Source organism: Pedobacter sp. N36a (assembly GCF_014472395.1).
Lineage (GTDB): Bacteria > Bacteroidota > Bacteroidia > Sphingobacteriales > Sphingobacteriaceae > Pedobacter.
The window spans coordinates 22,839-37,589 of sequence record NZ_JACSZW010000001.1 but is presented as its reverse complement, the minus strand read 5'-3'; the positions used below and the strand labels follow the sequence as shown (position 1 = coordinate 37,589).

17 protein-coding genes and 1 pseudogene are annotated in these 14,751 nt (G+C 40.4%); 14 read left to right on the top strand and 4 right to left on the bottom strand.

Going from position 1 to position 14,751, the window contains the following annotated elements; translation table 11 throughout:
• The first annotated feature begins 143 nt into the window (after positions 1-143).
• On the top strand, positions 144-668 hold the full coding sequence (locus H9X96_RS00170; RefSeq protein ID WP_187664342.1) for an OmpA family protein: 525 nt from the start codon (positions 144-146) through the stop codon (positions 666-668).
• A gap of 171 nt (positions 669-839) precedes the next feature.
• Here the strand turns inward: H9X96_RS00170 and H9X96_RS00165 are convergent, their stop codons facing one another.
• Entirely contained in the window at positions 840-1,283 is a 444-nt protein-coding gene (locus H9X96_RS00165; protein ID WP_187664341.1) for a DUF1842 domain-containing protein, read from the bottom strand.
• 177 nt (positions 1,284-1,460) lie between these two features.
• Here H9X96_RS00165 and H9X96_RS00160 point away from each other — a divergent pair, with 177 nt between their 5' ends.
• The 12 genes from H9X96_RS00160 to H9X96_RS00105 all read left to right on the top strand — a co-directional run bounded on the left by H9X96_RS00160 (position 1,461) and on the right by H9X96_RS00105 (position 11,210).
• Positions 1,461-2,543 carry a calcium:proton antiporter gene (locus H9X96_RS00160; RefSeq protein WP_187664340.1) on the top strand — a complete coding sequence of 361 codons (1,083 nt, stop codon included), beginning with the start codon at positions 1,461-1,463 and terminating at the stop codon, positions 2,541-2,543.
• 453 nt (positions 2,544-2,996) lie between these two features.
• Positions 2,997-3,272 (top strand): hypothetical protein, encoded by a 276-nt coding sequence (locus H9X96_RS00155; protein ID WP_187664339.1) that lies wholly within the window; start codon positions 2,997-2,999, stop codon positions 3,270-3,272.
• A 321-nt stretch (positions 3,273-3,593) separates the two neighbouring features.
• Entirely contained in the window at positions 3,594-3,833 is a 240-nt protein-coding gene (locus H9X96_RS00150; RefSeq protein ID WP_062551093.1) for a thioredoxin family protein, read from the top strand.
• A gap of 13 nt (positions 3,834-3,846) precedes the next feature.
• Positions 3,847-4,209: a class Ib ribonucleoside-diphosphate reductase assembly flavoprotein NrdI gene (nrdI, locus tag H9X96_RS00145; protein WP_187664338.1), complete on the top strand. Its 363-nt coding sequence runs from the start codon at positions 3,847-3,849 to the stop codon at positions 4,207-4,209.
• A 5-nt stretch (positions 4,210-4,214) separates the two neighbouring features.
• The gene (gene nrdE, locus H9X96_RS00140) at positions 4,215-6,305 is read left to right on the top strand and encodes a class 1b ribonucleoside-diphosphate reductase subunit alpha (protein ID WP_187664337.1); all 2,091 of its coding nucleotides are present in this window, start codon (positions 4,215-4,217) and stop codon (positions 6,303-6,305) included.
• Between the two features lie 37 nt (positions 6,306-6,342).
• On the top strand, positions 6,343-7,326 hold the full coding sequence (nrdF, locus tag H9X96_RS00135) for a class 1b ribonucleoside-diphosphate reductase subunit beta (RefSeq protein ID WP_187664336.1): 984 nt from the start codon (positions 6,343-6,345) through the stop codon (positions 7,324-7,326).
• Between the two features lie 196 nt (positions 7,327-7,522).
• Positions 7,523-8,401, top strand: a complete 879-nt coding sequence (locus H9X96_RS00130; RefSeq protein WP_187664335.1) for a universal stress protein — start codon at positions 7,523-7,525, stop codon at positions 8,399-8,401.
• 80 nt (positions 8,402-8,481) lie between these two features.
• Positions 8,482-9,144, top strand: coding sequence for a PAS domain-containing hybrid sensor histidine kinase/response regulator (locus tag H9X96_RS00125; RefSeq protein WP_187664334.1), 663 nt, complete (start codon positions 8,482-8,484; stop codon positions 9,142-9,144).
• Between the two features lie 133 nt (positions 9,145-9,277).
• On the top strand, positions 9,278-10,030 hold the full coding sequence (locus tag H9X96_RS00120) for a metallophosphoesterase (RefSeq protein WP_187664333.1): 753 nt from the start codon (positions 9,278-9,280) through the stop codon (positions 10,028-10,030).
• A gap of 69 nt (positions 10,031-10,099) precedes the next feature.
• Complete coding sequence (locus H9X96_RS00115) at positions 10,100-10,411, top strand: BlaI/MecI/CopY family transcriptional regulator (protein WP_255430934.1); 312 nt, start codon at positions 10,100-10,102, stop codon at positions 10,409-10,411.
• 4 nt (positions 10,412-10,415) lie between these two features.
• On the top strand, positions 10,416-10,976 hold the full coding sequence (locus tag H9X96_RS00110; protein WP_187664332.1) for a M56 family metallopeptidase: 561 nt from the start codon (positions 10,416-10,418) through the stop codon (positions 10,974-10,976).
• An 18-nt stretch (positions 10,977-10,994) separates the two neighbouring features.
• Entirely contained in the window at positions 10,995-11,210 is a 216-nt protein-coding gene (locus H9X96_RS00105) for a hypothetical protein (protein WP_187664331.1), read from the top strand.
• A 223-nt stretch (positions 11,211-11,433) separates the two neighbouring features.
• Here the strand turns inward: H9X96_RS00105 and metQ are convergent, their stop codons facing one another.
• The 3 genes from metQ to metN are packed head-to-tail and all read right to left on the bottom strand — an operon-like array spanning position 11,434 to position 13,967.
• The gene (gene metQ / locus H9X96_RS00100) at positions 11,434-12,255 is read right to left on the bottom strand and encodes a methionine ABC transporter substrate-binding lipoprotein MetQ (protein WP_187664330.1); all 822 of its coding nucleotides are present in this window, start codon (positions 12,253-12,255) and stop codon (positions 11,434-11,436) included.
• A 34-nt stretch (positions 12,256-12,289) separates the two neighbouring features.
• Complete coding sequence (gene metI, locus H9X96_RS00095) at positions 12,290-12,943, bottom strand: methionine ABC transporter permease MetI (protein WP_187664329.1); 654 nt, start codon at positions 12,941-12,943, stop codon at positions 12,290-12,292.
• Positions 12,936-13,967 (bottom strand): methionine ABC transporter ATP-binding protein MetN, encoded by a 1,032-nt coding sequence (metN, locus tag H9X96_RS00090; RefSeq protein ID WP_187664328.1) that lies wholly within the window; start codon positions 13,965-13,967, stop codon positions 12,936-12,938. Before metN ends, metI begins: the two co-directional genes overlap by 8 nt.
• A gap of 185 nt (positions 13,968-14,152) precedes the next feature.
• Here metN and H9X96_RS22755 point away from each other — a divergent pair.
• Positions 14,153-14,746: pseudogene (locus H9X96_RS22755) on the top strand (GNAT family N-acetyltransferase).
• The last annotated feature ends 5 nt before the right edge of the window (positions 14,747-14,751 follow it).

The following is a 14,751-nucleotide window of genomic DNA, read 5'->3' as shown; positions in this document are numbered from 1 at the left end:
GATACATTTATACGTCCCCAGCAACTGAACCATACCATTTGATCTCTTAAATTGTTGCGCCTAACACTATTACCGTAACTAATTCGTTTTATTCCTTAATCATTGGATAATAATTTTTATTTTTAACAAACATAAAAACACAAATGAAAATTTTAAGAACACGCACACTAATCGTTGCGATTGGGTTGTTGACCCTTTCGATGCAAGCTTGTAAGACTAAAAAAATAGTCGCTAAACCCACTCCTCCAGTAGAAAAGCCAGCTCCTGCACCAGTAGAAAAACCAGCTCCAGCGCCTGTAGAAGAAAAAGAAGCAGCTGCTCCTGAAGAAAAAGCAAGTTTTAGTTTCAGTAATGTACAGTTTGAGTTCAACTCAGATGTATTGAAAACTGCTTCTTTTGAGATTCTGGATCAGGTAGTGAGTCAAATGAAAAAATCACCAGATGTGGTGCTAACCATCCATGGTAATTCTTCAACTGAAGGATCTGCTGCACACAATATGTCACTATCAGTAGACCGTGCCAATGCAGTAAAATCTTACCTGGTTAATGCAGGTATCAGTGGTAGTAAATTGAAAATCAAAGGCCATGGGGCAACAAATCCGGTGACTACAAATGCTACTGAAGAAGGAAGAGCGTTAAACCGTCGCGTAGAATTTAAAACAAAATAATTTTTCGTAGGGTAGGAGCGTGAGTTAGGCCCTTCGGGGAGTCTAAAATGAAAAGTAGAGCCCACACCAACCTCACTCTCCACCTATAACTTGGTCAGTTTTGGTCTAAAAAAAACTGGCAGGTGGGGACTGCCAGTTATAAAATCAACTACTAATTTAAGTAGTATTTGATCACAATAGAGCGTAGTGATTATTTTCAGGAAGATCAGCTGTGCTAAAATGCTTTTTTGAGGGGGTCGTTGCAAATAGTATACTGGATACTGTTGCGTTGCTCACATTTTTACTGACTTCACTATGATACTGGTAATTGCAAATCCCGGTGGTATATTCAGGATTCATCTCTAAATTCAAAAACAAGCAGGGATGCTGCGCGCTGTCCATCAGCTTATGACCTTTAAGTTGTATAGATACATTTGCAAGTTGATTCTGGTAATTTCCGATCACTTTAAAGCTTAGGTTAAGCGGGCCGGTCAGTTCTTTTATAGTGATGATTGCCGTTCCAGAAATTTTGCCGGAAGCTTGGTGCTGCAGATTTAAATGAAGCACAGGTTGGAACAATCCTTCACTGAGGATGCGTAAATTTAAAGGTTCGGTATTAGTTGGTTCAGCTATCATCGGAGGTTGATATTTGTATGTCTCTAAATTACCGGTACTTTCCAGTTTCTATAAGCGTGTAAATACCCTAATGAAAAAACAGGTATAAATACCCGGTTATTATTTTAATCTAACGACTAAATGGAGCTAATTTAAACAAATTTTGACTTTTTTGGTTCTAAATAAATATCTTTTACAATGAAAAAAAAGTTACCTCTTCCTTTATGGACCATTCTAATTCCCATTCTAGCCTGGATTGCTTATTTTGGAATGTCATTAGAATTGGGAAACCTATATTCTTTTGTACTTGCTGCAGTATTAATCGGTAGTGTGCTTGCTGCGGTACATCATGCCGAAGTAGTGGCCCACAGAGTTGGTGAACCTTATGGAACATTATTATTGGCGCTGGCCATTACGGTCATAGAAGTTGCCCTGATTGTATCCCTCATGTTAACGGGAGGACCCGAAACTACTGCCTTAGCCCGTGATACGGTATTAGCTGCCGTGATGATTATTTTAACAGGAATGATTGGACTCTGTCTAGTGGTGGGCGGTGCCCGATTTAAAGAGCAGGTTTTTAGTGCACAAGGCGTAAGTGCCGCATTAATCGCCCTTACCGCGATTTTAGTCCTTACCCTGATCCTTCCTAATTATACGACGAGTACCGCTGGTCCGGTGTATACATCCGCACAGCTGGGTTTTGTAGCCATTGTTTCCCTGGTTTTATATGGCACTTTTGTATTGGTACAGACGGTGAGACACCGCGACTTTTTCCTTCCTCCGGAAGCGGATGGGGATGAAGATGTACATGCGGATCCGCCAACTAAAGCTGTAGCCCTATGGAGTGCATTGTTATTATTAATATGCTTAGGCATAGTAGTACTCCTGGCTAAAGCGCTTGCTCCAGATATTGAGCTGGCAGTAGTCAATGCCGGAGCACCGAAATCTTTGGTGGGCGTAATTATTGCCGCAGTGGTTCTTTTACCAGAAGGTCTTGCCGCCTATCGTGCCGCAAAAAAGAATCGCCTGCAAACCAGTCTGAACCTGGCAATGGGTTCTGCACTGGCCAGTATTGGTTTAACCATTCCTGCAGTTGCGATCGTTTCCATGGTCACCGGAATGACCATCACCCTGGGAATCGATATGAAATCAACCGTACTATTACTGTTGTCTTTGTTTACGATTATGATGTCATTGGCTACCGGCAGAACAAATATTCTGCAAGGAATTGTATTGCTGGTTATTTTTGCAGTATACCTGTTTACCATCGTTGCACCTTAATTTAACGAACGGCCAGTAAAGCGGATTTAATTTCCGCAATGGCGTAAAATTACTTTGTTTTGAAGCTGACCAAATGGTCGGCTTTTTTTATGACAGGAGCTGTGGCTGAAGGGGTATTTATTTTGATGATTTCCAGTATTTTAGTTTCCGTTTGAGGATAGGATGTACTCGGGAAGAGACCTGATGTTCTTTAGCTGTAGGAGGGGGTTCGGTTAGGGTTTGGATAGCAGAGACTAAGGCAACCCTACGCGAACCCTACGCGAACCCCCTCCGAACCCTATTGTAAGGCAGGTCTCTTCCCGAACACTTCCCGACTACTTCCTGGCTTTTTTGCTAAATCCAGATCAGGTGTTTGTAGGAATGAAATTTTGCTTTTCGGCCATATTAAGCCGGGAATAGGAGCGATCAAGCTCCCTTTAAGGATAATCCCGAATTATCCTTAGCTTTACCCTCATGAAAAAGGTAAACATAGAAGGATATGTAGAGTTCGACGGCAATATTCTGAAAGATTGGATCGATAACGGGGTCAATTATGTGAAAATTGTGAACCTCAATTTAAGCGGCAGTATTGAAGCCTTTGAATTAATTCCAAACTCTGAAATCCCGGAAACCGGTGATCTCATCCATCCTATTCTTTCTGAAGATATAGCAGATTTGTTAGAAACCATGGAAAAAGTGAAATTCCTGGTTCATGAAATCTATTTAGAAGAGGAAGAAGATACAGAATAGTTTTCAAAACAGAATTTTGTCATTTCCAGATCAGCTATACCCAGGGCCATCCCGCTCAGCGTATAGCTTTTTTTGTGGAGGAAACGCTTTCCATCATCCTATTATTTTACTCAATAAACTTGATAAGAATGGGTTACAGAACAACCCTTATATAGTGTAATCATTTTTGCGACTTTATCAGTACCGCATCTGTCATAAATTTCAGTTGTTTTTCCACCGAATGTGGATAACAGCTTAGCGCCTTTCTAGATAATATTTGCCATTTTTGAATTCGATCATCAGGCCTGCATGAGGCCTGTTTTACTAATAAAATCCTACGAAATGAGTACTAAAAGAATCATCAAATTCGAAAAAGAAGATTGTAGCCCCTGTAATATGGTCTCGGAATATCTGGATAGAAAAGGAGTGGTATACGAAACCATTAATCCTTTTAATCAACCTGAACTGGCCATGCAATTCAGAGTACGTTCTGTACCTACGGTGATTCTAATGGAAGCAGAACAGGAAATGGCAAGAGTAATCGGTTATAAACCGGAAGAACTGGCCGCTTTAGCAGTTTAACCTTGCTTTTGCGATGACCTGCATTTATTATGACAGTAAAACCGGTAATGTAGAAAGGTTTGTAAACCGCCTAAAGTTACAGCGCAACTGGAATATTCAAAAGATTGATCAAGTGTCTGCTCCTTTAGAGGAAGGACACCTGATTACCTATACCACAGGTTTTGGCGAAGTACCCCTCTCCACCTTGCGTTTCCTGGAGGAAAATAGCAAAGTGATCAAATCTATCACCTCCAGCGGTAATAAAAACTGGGGCCCTAACTATGCCCTCGCTGCAAAAAAGATCTCTGCCCTGTTCCAGCTGCCTATATTGATGCAATTTGAGCTCTCAGGAACGGCAGATGATATTCAAAAATTTATAGACAATATAGAAGGCTAAAAGATATGGTAACTAAAAAATGGATCTTGTTGAACAACGAGATCATGGTTAAAAAAGACGACGAATTCAGCCTTAGCAAAGACAAGGAAGCAGTTCGTTCTTACTTTTTGGACTATGTAAATAAAAATACAGTCTTCTTTTATACGCTAAAAGAGAAGATCGATTACCTGATAGAACAGGAGTATTACATTGATTTCTATCAATGGTATACATTTGAACAGATGGAAGAAGTATACGACCTGGTTTTTGCTAAGAAATTCAGGTTTCAATCCTTCATGAGTGCCTTCAAGTTTTTTCAAAGTTATGCCCTAAGAGACGATAGCGGTGAGAAATTTCTGGAACGTTATGAAGATCGCGTAGTCGCAGTTGCTTTATTCCTGGCCAGAGGCGATGTGCCTCAAGCTAAACAATATGCAGAATTATTGATCAATCAGGAATATCAGCCGGCAACACCTACCTTCTTAAACTCAGGTAAAAAACGTTCGGGTGAACTGGTTTCCTGCTTTTTGGATGAAATCGGTGACAACCTGAATGGAATCGGATACGCGATTGATTCAGCAATGAAACTTTCCTCGATCGGTGGTGGTGTTTCTTTTAACATCTCTAAAGTACGTGCAAGAGGGGAGTCGATTAAGGACGTAGAAGGACGTGCAGGTGGGGTACTCCCGATCATGAAAATTCTGGAAGATACTTTTTCTTATGCCAATCAGCTGGGACAGCGTCCTGGTGCTGGAGCGGTATACTTGAATATTTTCCACACAGATATTGAAGAATTCTTAGACTGTAAAAAAATCAATGTGGATGAGAAAGTCCGCATAAAATCCCTTTCTATAGGCGTGATTGTTCCTGATAAGTTTATGGAACTGGCAGAAAACGATGAAGCCTGCTACTTATTCTATCCACATACGGTATATAAACAATACGGTAAATATCTGGATGAATTGGATATGAACGAGATGTATGAGGAATTGGTGACCAATCCTTTGGTGAAAAAGAAAAAGATCAATGCCCGTCATTTGATGGTGAAGATCGCTCAGACACAAAAAGAAAGCGGTTATCCGTACCTGTTCTTCAAAGGAAATGCCAATAGAGGACACGCTTTAAAAGAACTTGGAAATGTGAAATTCTCTAACCTTTGTACAGAAATCATGCAGATCTCTGAGGTTTCAGACATCGAAATTTATGGTAAAGAAGATACCATCCGTTACGGAATTTCCTGTAACCTGGGCTCATTGAACATTGCCACGGTAATGGAAAATAAAAGGATCAAAGAAGCGGTGGCCACTGCAATGCGCTCTTTAACCGTAGTTTCCGACCTGACCAATATTGCCATGGTGCCTTCTGTACAGAAAGCAAATAAAGAATTGCACAGTGTAGGTCTTGGGGCGATGAACTTACATGGCTTCCTGACTAAAAACTTTATCATGTATGAAAGTGCAGCAGCACTGGATTTCTGTAATGTATTCTTTATGATGGTCAATTTCTACTCTATTCAGAGTTCAATGGAAATCGCAAAAGAGAAAAATGAAACGTTTGTAGGCTTTGAGCAGTCAGAATATGCAAACGGCAATTATTTCCAGCCTTACCTGACTAAAGATATTGCACCAGTAAGTGATAAAATTGCTGGTTTATTCGAAGGAATGGCAATTCCTACAGTGGCCGATTGGACGGAATTGATGAACCAGGTGAAAACTCATGGCCTTTACCATGCTTATCGTCTGGCCATTGCACCTAATCAATCTACCTCTTATATCATGAATGCAACTGCTTCTGTGATGCCGGTAGTAGATGTGATCGAAGTGAGAGAGTATGGTGATAGTACCACTTATTACCCAATGCCTTATCTGGATAACGACAATTATTTCTTCTATAAATCTGCTTATGATATGGATCAGAAGAATGTATTGCGCCTGATTTCAGTCATTCAAAAGCATGTGGATCAGGGAATTTCAACGATTTTGCATACCAATACGAAAGACAGCACGCGTGATATTGCTAAATATTATATCTATGCGCATAAAATGGGACTGAAATCCCTGTATTATACCCGGACGCGTAAAGCTTCTATTGATGAATGTGTTTCCTGCTCGGTTTAAGGCCGACAGCAATTAATTACCTTATTAAATTATATAAATGAGTTCATATAAAGCAGTAAACTGGAATACACCTGAAAATGATTACGCAGGAATGTTCTGGGAGCAAAATCTTCGTCAGTTTTGGGTGGATACTGAATATATTCCTTCAAAAGATATTGACAGCTGGAAGTCTTTGAGCCCTGAAATCCAGGAAGCTTATAAAAAAGCATTGGGGGGACTTACTTTATTAGATACCCTGCAAAGCCATACTGGAATGCCTAAATTATTAGACCATATCGACGGATTGCAAAATAAAGCAGTATTGTCGTTTATGTGTATGATGGAGGCCATCCATGCCAAGTCTTACTCCACAATTTTTACCACTGTAAATAGTACTGCAGAAATCAATGAACTGTTTGAATGGGTGGAAAATAATAAGCTTTTGCAATTTAAGGCTTCCACTATTGACAAATATTATAGAAATCTGGATGCCAATAAAGTAAGTGATGAAACCCTGTTTATGGGCCTTGCAGCGTCAGTCCTGTTAGAATCTTTCTTATTCTATAGTGGATTCTTTATGCCATTATGGTTGGCAGGTCAAGGTCAGATGGTGGCTAGTGCAGACATTATCAAAAAGATTGTAGCCGATGAGTCTATCCATGGGGTGTTTGTAGGCCTGCTGGCACAGGATCTTTATAAAAAACTTCCAAATCCGGAAAAAAGTAAAAAAGAATTGATCGATCTTTTGATGGAGCTTTATGAAAATGAATTGAAGTATACGGATGAGTTGTATACCGAAGTTGGATTAACGGCTGATGTAAAAGAATATGTAAGATACAATGCCAATAAAGCCATGATGAACCTCGGTTTTGAAGAGCTATTTGAGGTGAAAGCAGTAAATTCTATTGTATTAAACGGCTTAAATGGTGAAACGACTCAGCATGATTTCTTCTCTAAGAAATCAACAAACTATGAAAAAAGTATGGAAGTGGTACACCTGAGAGATGAAGATTTTCATGTGGAAGCTGAGCCCGTTTTCTAAACGATTGTTCAAGGGGAAATACCCCTGTTTTTGATACAAAATGTGATCCTGTCTTTGTTGGTTTTAATGACCTGACGAAGACAGGATTTCTTTTTTAAAACAAATAGGTTTAGTATCAGTGTTTAGTGTGATAGATATCATGTTTTTTTAATCAAGGATTGTGGACCTTAGTTAAAGATCAATAAAACCAAGCGCGATGAAAACTATTTTGATTCCTACTGATTTTTCTCCTAATGCAGATCATGCCGCATTTTATGCTTTTGAACTTGGAAAGCATATTAAGGCAAGCCTTAAACTTTGTAACGCCATTATGGTGCCGGCAGCAGCGCGAATGTCACCGCAGGTAGCCTGGCCGTTAATGGACCTGGCTACTTTGAAAAAAGATGCCGAGCTAGAATTAAAGAAGCTTTCTAAGCAATTGCAAAAAACAGTTACGCATGCCGGAGTATCTTTGAAGGAACATCCACCATTGGAGGTTTTAGCAGAAGTAGGAACGCTTCCCGAAGTGATCAGAATGATGGCAGAAAAAGAAGAAATCAACCTGGTAGTGATGGGGACCTCAGGAGCTAGTGGCCTGAATAAGCTGTTTTTGGGCAGTACCAGTAGGGACTTGATCGAGAACTCCAGCTTGCCCATTTTATTAATTCCGCCAGGAACAGATTTTAAGCCTTTGAAAAGGATTGCATTTGCTACGGATTTAACAGCAGGTGATCTGGCCTTAATTCATTCACTAGCATTTTTTGCCCGACCTTTTAATGCAGAAATCCTCATCGTTCATATCAGTAAGGACGACTTTGATCCTGAACGGGACCAAAAGAAAATTGACGATTTTCTAAATGAAGTGACCTGTAAAGCACATTACCATAAGGTATATTACCGTCATGTAAAAGATATGGGAATTGATGAAGGTTTAAACTGGTTAACTGATCATGCCGATATAGACCTATTGGCCATGGTTCATCGCAAACATCACTTTATTAAAAGACTATTTGAAGGGAGTCATACCCAAAGAATGGCCGCTCATGTTAAACTGCCATTGTTGGTATTTCCCCCGGAAACTCACACTGTGCTTTAGGGAGATTGAAATTTAACTGAGTGTTCTTAATTTACTTTTTATTGCGGTAAAAGGCCGTTAAATCGTAAATTTGGACCATTATGGGGGTAATAAAGACGGATAAAGTGTGTCAGGTGGATGGTTCTCAAGAACGATTGATTCCGCTATTAATGGCTTATCAGCAAGCAGTGGATACGAGTATAATTTCCTCTATTACAGACGTAAAAGGTACGATTATTCATGTGAATCAACGGTTTTGTGAGGTTTCTAAGTTCAGTAGACAAGAGTTGCTGGGGCAAAATCACCGCATTATCAATTCCGGCTTTCATCCCAAAGAATTCCTTAAGAAGATGTGGACTACGATCGGAACAGGGCAGGTATGGCATGGAGAAATAAAGAACCAAGCTAAAGATGGAAGCTTTTATTGGGTAGATAGCGTAATCGTGCCCATTAAAGATTCGCTGGGTAAACCTGTTCAATACCTTTCCTTAAGAACACTCATTTCTGAGCGAAAAGAAAAAGAAGAAAAAGATAGAAAAGATCAGGTCAATGCTATGGAAGAAATGCTGTTTAAAATTTCTCATGAATTGAGGCAACCAGTGGTGAAAATCCTGGGCCTGTCAGATTTGATTGATGATTCCCGTAATTCTCCGGAAGACTTGAAGATCATCATTGAAGGGATCAAGGAATCTGCAATTATGCTGGATAATTATACTCGGGAACTTGCCGGTTTCGTACATAAAATCCGTAGCGAGCAGGATTAGGACGCAGGTTAATGCTTTTATACCAGCTTGTATTCTTTTGTACCAGCTTTTCCTTTAAAATTACAACAATTGAATTGAGCTGTAAGGCGATCTTTGTGTATAAGAATCAATAGAAATACACACAAATCCTCAAATGAAAATAGCCATTATTAGCGACATACATGCCAATTTACCTGCACTAAAGGCAGTATTAGAAGACATCAGCTTATTTAATCCAGATCAGATTTATTGCCTTGGAGATTTAACAGATGCCGCCCCCTGGCATAATGAGGTGATTGAACTGATTCAGGAAAGGAACATTCCCACCATTATGGGCAACCACGATGAACGTATCGCTTTTGATCATCCCGTTCATCCACTGAAAAAACATAGTTTAGCAGAACAGCAGGCGCGATTAGCAGCGATTGAGTATACCAAAAAAGACATTATCCCCGCCAATAAAGCTTTTTTATCAGGATTGCCAGCCAGCTTGAAAATTGAAATGGACGGAATTCGTATTTTATTGGTTCATGGGAGTCCAGACAGCAATGAAGAGTATCTTTATGAGGATGCCGAAGAAAGCAAGCTTTCCGAAATGTTTGCGCAGCAACAGGTGGAAGTGATCATTTCAGGACATACCCACCTTTCCTATATCCGGTATCTGCGCGGATCAACTCCTCAGCAACCGAGACTAATGATCAATGCAGGAGCTGTGGGCCGGTCAAAAGAAAATGACCGAAAAGCGGCTTACCTGCAGTTAGAAGTAATAGCAGGTGCTTCGCTGCCAGCGGAGCTTAAAGCTGTGATCCGCAAAGTAGCTTATCCAATCGAAGAAACCATGATGGGGATTCGCAGCAACCCGATCCCTGATTTCTACGCGGAATTCTTTGAAAAGGAACACGCTTAAAAGAAAATTAAGGGGATATACCTCCATCCCTAAGAAATTAGTTATAACTTTAAATATAAGTTTACAGGATTGCTAATTCATCAAAATGAAGTTAAGGACCTGACAAAAGCAGAAGAACAGTTGATGCAGCTGCTCACCTCTACCATCATCAGGATTCTGGAAACAAAAGGCTTTATTGGTTATGAAGCTTTTGGTAGAACACATCGGTATTTTCCACTCATCACTAAAGTCGACTATACCCGGCATCAAGCTCATAAATTGCTGAGCGACTATTTTGAAGATTCTATCCAGGATATGTTTTCTTTTTTTGTGAAAGAGAACAAAATGAACCATCAGGAAGCAGATGAGCTGCTGAAAATTATAGACAAAATAAAAGATTAGCGGGATGAGTTTAGCGGTCTTTCTCTTTCAAGCCAGCTTATGCCTCCTTATTTTCTATGCTTTTTATAGGCTGTTCCTTCATCGGGAAACCTTCTTTGTATGGAACAGGATATACCTGATTAGCACCCTTTTTTTTGCGCTTGCGATACCAATTCTTCGTTTTGAAGGACTAAGCAGAAGTTCAGTCAGCAGAGAACTGCAGGTAAAAATGATGGAGGTGTTATTGAAAGAACAATCAGAAGCAGGAAATGCCTTTTCTTTTTTCCGTTTTAAACAGATAGATCCGAACCTCGCGGATTTCAACACCATTAACCGGCATGAAGAAGTTCATATTCAGCAATTTCATAGCATTGATGTTTTATTGATGGAGCTTGCAGCAGTGCTGCTGTGGTTTAATCCGGTTATTTATTTATATCAGTCGAGCATTAAAAATATCCATGAATACCTGGCAGATGAGGTCGCAGCCGAGTTTGAAGGCAGTAAAAGGAAATACGCATTGCTGTTACTCCGTAAAGCAATGGGAATGAACCCAGCTTTGACGAACTCTTTTCTCCGGCAGTCGTAGGTTAAAAAGAGAATACTCATGCTGCAAAGAGAAAGGTCTGGTAAACGATCTTTATGGAAATACCTTTGGCTGATGCCTTTACTTTCCAGCTTGCTATTCTTTTCTTCCACCATACAAGGGGCCAAAAGCATCAGCGGGATTGTCGGGAATCGGACAGAGAAAACTGCTTCTGCTGTACTTAGAAAGGAAAATAATGGAGAATTGAAAAAACTGCTGATAAAAGGGGGATGCTGAAACTATCGCTCAGCGCTTTACCGCTCCAGCTTTGCGGGATCTTTAAGCCCACGAAGGAATTTTGGGTGTTTTACTTAAACAGTGACGGTTTTTTTGAGACAGCAGCTGAGGAGCTTTAATGAGCTGCAAAAAATCCCCCCATAAAGTCTGATCTTTATGGGGGGATAAGGAAATTGATTCCGAGCTTTAAGCGGCTTATACTGATTTTTTTGATCAGTAAATATTACCAGCCTTTAATTGCACCGCCTTTGAAGGCTTCCTGTGCAGCTTTCTCTACTTCTACGCTTTGGTAGGCTTTGACAAATTTTAATACTTTCTCTGCGTTCTTATTGTCTTCTCTTGCTACGATGTTGTTGACGTAAGGAGAATCTTTTGCTTCCACAAATAAACCATCTTTTTCAGGACTCAAGCCAATTGGAGCGGCAAAGGTATTGTTGATGATGGCAATCGTTACATTCTGGTCATCCAAAGCTCTTGGCAGTTGCGGAGCCTCTAATTCAACAATTTTAAGCTTTTTCGGATTAGCTACGATGTCGTTCACCGTAGGCAGCAGGCCAACGCCTTCTTTTAGCTTAATCAGGCCGAATTTTTCCATCAATAGCAATGCTCTTCCACCATTAGTGGCATCATTAGGAATAATTACGGTGCTTCCGTCTTTAAGTTCTGATAAAGATTTGATTTTTTTTGAATACCCTGCCAAAGGGAAAACAAAGGTATTGCCTACGATAGCAAATTTATAACCGCGTTGTTTGCTTTGCACATCCAGATAAGGTTTATTCTGGAATACATTGACGTCAATGTCTCCTTGCTGAAGTGCCTCATTTGGCATGACATAGTCGTTAAACTGTACCAAGTCAACCTGCAGGCCGTATTTTTCTTTGGCAACTCTCTTTGCTGCTTCTGCTAAACTATACTCCGGACCAGATTCTACACCGACCTGGATATAGTTCGGGTCGTCGTTTTTTGTGTTACGGCTGCAGCTGAACAGGGCTATTGAACTCGTTAAAAGGGCTAATGCCGCGATAAATTTGATTTTTGTATTCATTTGTTTTTCATATTTGATAGGTAATTCTTAAAGACTACCTGTGGTCTACTCTTTTAGCGATAAAATCACCCAAAAACTGAATGATAAATACCAATGCAATCAATAGCAGCAATACGGTGTTCATCACCACTACATCGTAACCTACATATCCATATTGATAACCGATTTGGCCAAGTCCGCCGGCACCAACTGCACCACCCATTGCAGAATAACCTACCAGGGTAATCAGCGTAACAGAGGCGCTGTTTAGGATGGAAGGTAGCGCTTCCGGTAACAATACTTTATAAACAATCTGGAAAGGAGTGGCACCCATTGCCCTTGCGGCTTCTACCAATCCACCAGGAACCTCGATCAGGCTGTTTTCTATCAATCTGGCAATAAATGGCGCAGCACCAATGCTCAAAGGCACAATTGCCGCTTCCACACCAATAGAAGTACCCACCAATGCTCTGGTAAAAGGAATCATCCAAACGATCAGAATGATGAAGGGAATGGAACGAAAGATGTTCACGATAATGGAAATGGTATGGTGGAAGGTTTTATGTTCTAAAACCTGTCCTTTTCTGGTCATAAATAACAGCACACCTGTAGGCAAGCCAATTAAGAAACCGAAAAATCCGGAAACAAAAGTCATGACGATGGTTTCCCAGGCTCCTTTAGCAAGGAGCAAAATCATTGAATCAGACATAACCTATTACTTCTACTTTAATGTTTTTACTTTTATAAAATTCTATCGCCTGAAGGCTATTTTCCTGAGTACCGAATACCTCAATCAGCATGACACCAAATTTAATGCCGCCGGCATAGTCCATTCTTGCACTGATCACATTGCTGTCGATCTGGAAAAGACGTGCCACTTCAGACAATACAGGGTCATCTACGGATTGTCCGGTAAATTCCAGTTTCAATAATGGACGTTTGTTTGTTGCTGGAGCAGAAACCAGTCGTTCTTTATAGTCTGCGGGGATATCCAGGCTCAGGGCAGAGGCAATAAATGCTTTTGCCAGTTCCGTTTTTGGATGTGAAAAGATCTCACTCACTGCGCCCTGTTCAATCAATCGTCCCTCAGAGATGACTGCCACTTCGTCGCAGATGTCCTTTACCACCTCCATTTCATGGGTAATGAGCAGTATGGTGATGTTTAAACGTTTGTTGATGTCTTTCAATAAAGCAAGAATAGATTTGGTCGTTGCAGGGTCCAAAGCACTGGTCGCTTCATCGCAAAGCAATACTTTAGGATTGCTGGCCAGGGTTCTGGCAATGGCAACACGCTGTTTTTGTCCACCGGATAAGTTGACCGGATAGTCATGGTGTTTTTCATCCAGGCCTACTAAAGCAAGCAGTTCAGTCACCCTTTTCTCTATCTCCGCTTTTGGAGTATGGTCTAATTCCAATGAAAAAGCAACATTCTCAAAAACAGTACGGGAAGAGAGAAGATTGAAGTGCTGGAAAATCATTCCTATATGTCTTCTGGCTTTTGCCAATTCTTTCGGAGAAAGGTCCATCAGGTTCTGTCCATCCACGATCACTGCTCCGGAACTTGGTTTTTCGAGTAGATTTACACAACGGATCAGGGTGCTCTTTCCGGCACCTGAACTCCCGATCACACCGAAGATTTTACCTTCAGGTACCGTTAAAGAAACCTCGGATAGGGCAGTGATCGCTCTGGTTTTCTGGAAAAATGTTTTTGTTATATTTCTTAATTCAATCATTGCCCCTAAGCTTTTTTTGACAAAGATAAGGTTTCGGGGCATTAGATTGAGATAAATTCTATTAAACTAGTATAGAATAAAACTGCGGGGAAATGAAATCCTGGAAAACCGTTATATTGCGGGATGAGAATTGCGGTTAAAAATGAAGAATAATCGCAGGTAAATGAAGTATTATTGAGGGTAATATGAAGCATAAAGGATTAAATTTTAATTTTGAAAGACCACCGGTTTTGGAAACAGAACGGTTATTACTAAGAGAGCAGACTAAAGAAGATGCGCTCGCTGTGTTTAAATTGAGAAGTGATGAAGAGGTGATGAAATACGTTCCATTGGCCAGGCCAACTTCTATAAATGATATTTATACCTTGATGGAGGAGATTCATGAAGGCTTTTTGAAAGAAGAAAACCTCGGCTGGGCCATCACTTTAAAAGAGGCACCAGATGTATTGATTGGTTTTATTGGTTTTCCAAAATTCGACTTTGCCAATTTTCGTGCAGAGGTAGGGTATTTGCTGGCACCAGGATTTTAGGGTAAAGGCATCACTACAGAGGCATTGGTCATGATGAAAAAGTTTGGTTTCGAAGAACTGGGATTACATTCGATCTATGCCATGATCGACCCCGAGAACATTGCCTCTGCTAAAGTATTACTTAAGCAAGGCTTTGTTAAAGAAGCTCATTTTAAAGAAGATTTCTATTTTAATGGTGAGTTTTTAGATAGCCAGATTTACAGCGTATTGAAGTCTGCCGCCAAATCACCTGCATTGTTAATTTTATGAAATGA

Excerpts from the sequence above, each read along its gene's own strand:
- H9X96_RS00110 (WP_187664332.1), top strand. The coding sequence starts at position 10,416 with ATGAGTTTAGCGGTCTTTCTCTTTCAAGCCAGCTTATGCCTCCTTATT.
- H9X96_RS00160 (WP_187664340.1), top strand. The coding sequence starts at position 1,461 with ATGAAAAAAAAGTTACCTCTTCCTTTATGGACCATTCTAATTCCCATT.
- H9X96_RS00120 (WP_187664333.1), top strand. The coding sequence starts at position 9,278 with ATGAAAATAGCCATTATTAGCGACATACATGCCAATTTACCTGCACTA.
- nrdF (WP_187664336.1), top strand. The coding sequence starts at position 6,343 with ATGAGTTCATATAAAGCAGTAAACTGGAATACACCTGAAAATGATTAC.
- metI (WP_187664329.1), bottom strand. The coding sequence starts at position 12,943 with ATGTCTGATTCAATGATTTTGCTCCTTGCTAAAGGAGCCTGGGAAACC.
- nrdI (WP_187664338.1), top strand. The coding sequence starts at position 3,847 with ATGACCTGCATTTATTATGACAGTAAAACCGGTAATGTAGAAAGGTTT.
- H9X96_RS00150 (WP_062551093.1), top strand. The coding sequence starts at position 3,594 with ATGAGTACTAAAAGAATCATCAAATTCGAAAAAGAAGATTGTAGCCCC.
- H9X96_RS00105 (WP_187664331.1), top strand. The coding sequence starts at position 10,995 with ATGCTGCAAAGAGAAAGGTCTGGTAAACGATCTTTATGGAAATACCTT.
- metN (WP_187664328.1), bottom strand. The coding sequence starts at position 13,967 with ATGATTGAATTAAGAAATATAACAAAAACATTTTTCCAGAAAACCAGA.
- H9X96_RS00130 (WP_187664335.1), top strand. The coding sequence starts at position 7,523 with ATGAAAACTATTTTGATTCCTACTGATTTTTCTCCTAATGCAGATCAT.
- metQ (WP_187664330.1), bottom strand. The coding sequence starts at position 12,255 with ATGAATACAAAAATCAAATTTATCGCGGCATTAGCCCTTTTAACGAGT.
- H9X96_RS00155 (WP_187664339.1), top strand. The coding sequence starts at position 2,997 with ATGAAAAAGGTAAACATAGAAGGATATGTAGAGTTCGACGGCAATATT.
- H9X96_RS00170 (WP_187664342.1), top strand. The coding sequence starts at position 144 with ATGAAAATTTTAAGAACACGCACACTAATCGTTGCGATTGGGTTGTTG.
- nrdE (WP_187664337.1), top strand. The coding sequence starts at position 4,215 with ATGGTAACTAAAAAATGGATCTTGTTGAACAACGAGATCATGGTTAAA.
- H9X96_RS00165 (WP_187664341.1), bottom strand. The coding sequence starts at position 1,283 with ATGATAGCTGAACCAACTAATACCGAACCTTTAAATTTACGCATCCTC.
- H9X96_RS00125 (WP_187664334.1), top strand. The coding sequence starts at position 8,482 with ATGGGGGTAATAAAGACGGATAAAGTGTGTCAGGTGGATGGTTCTCAA.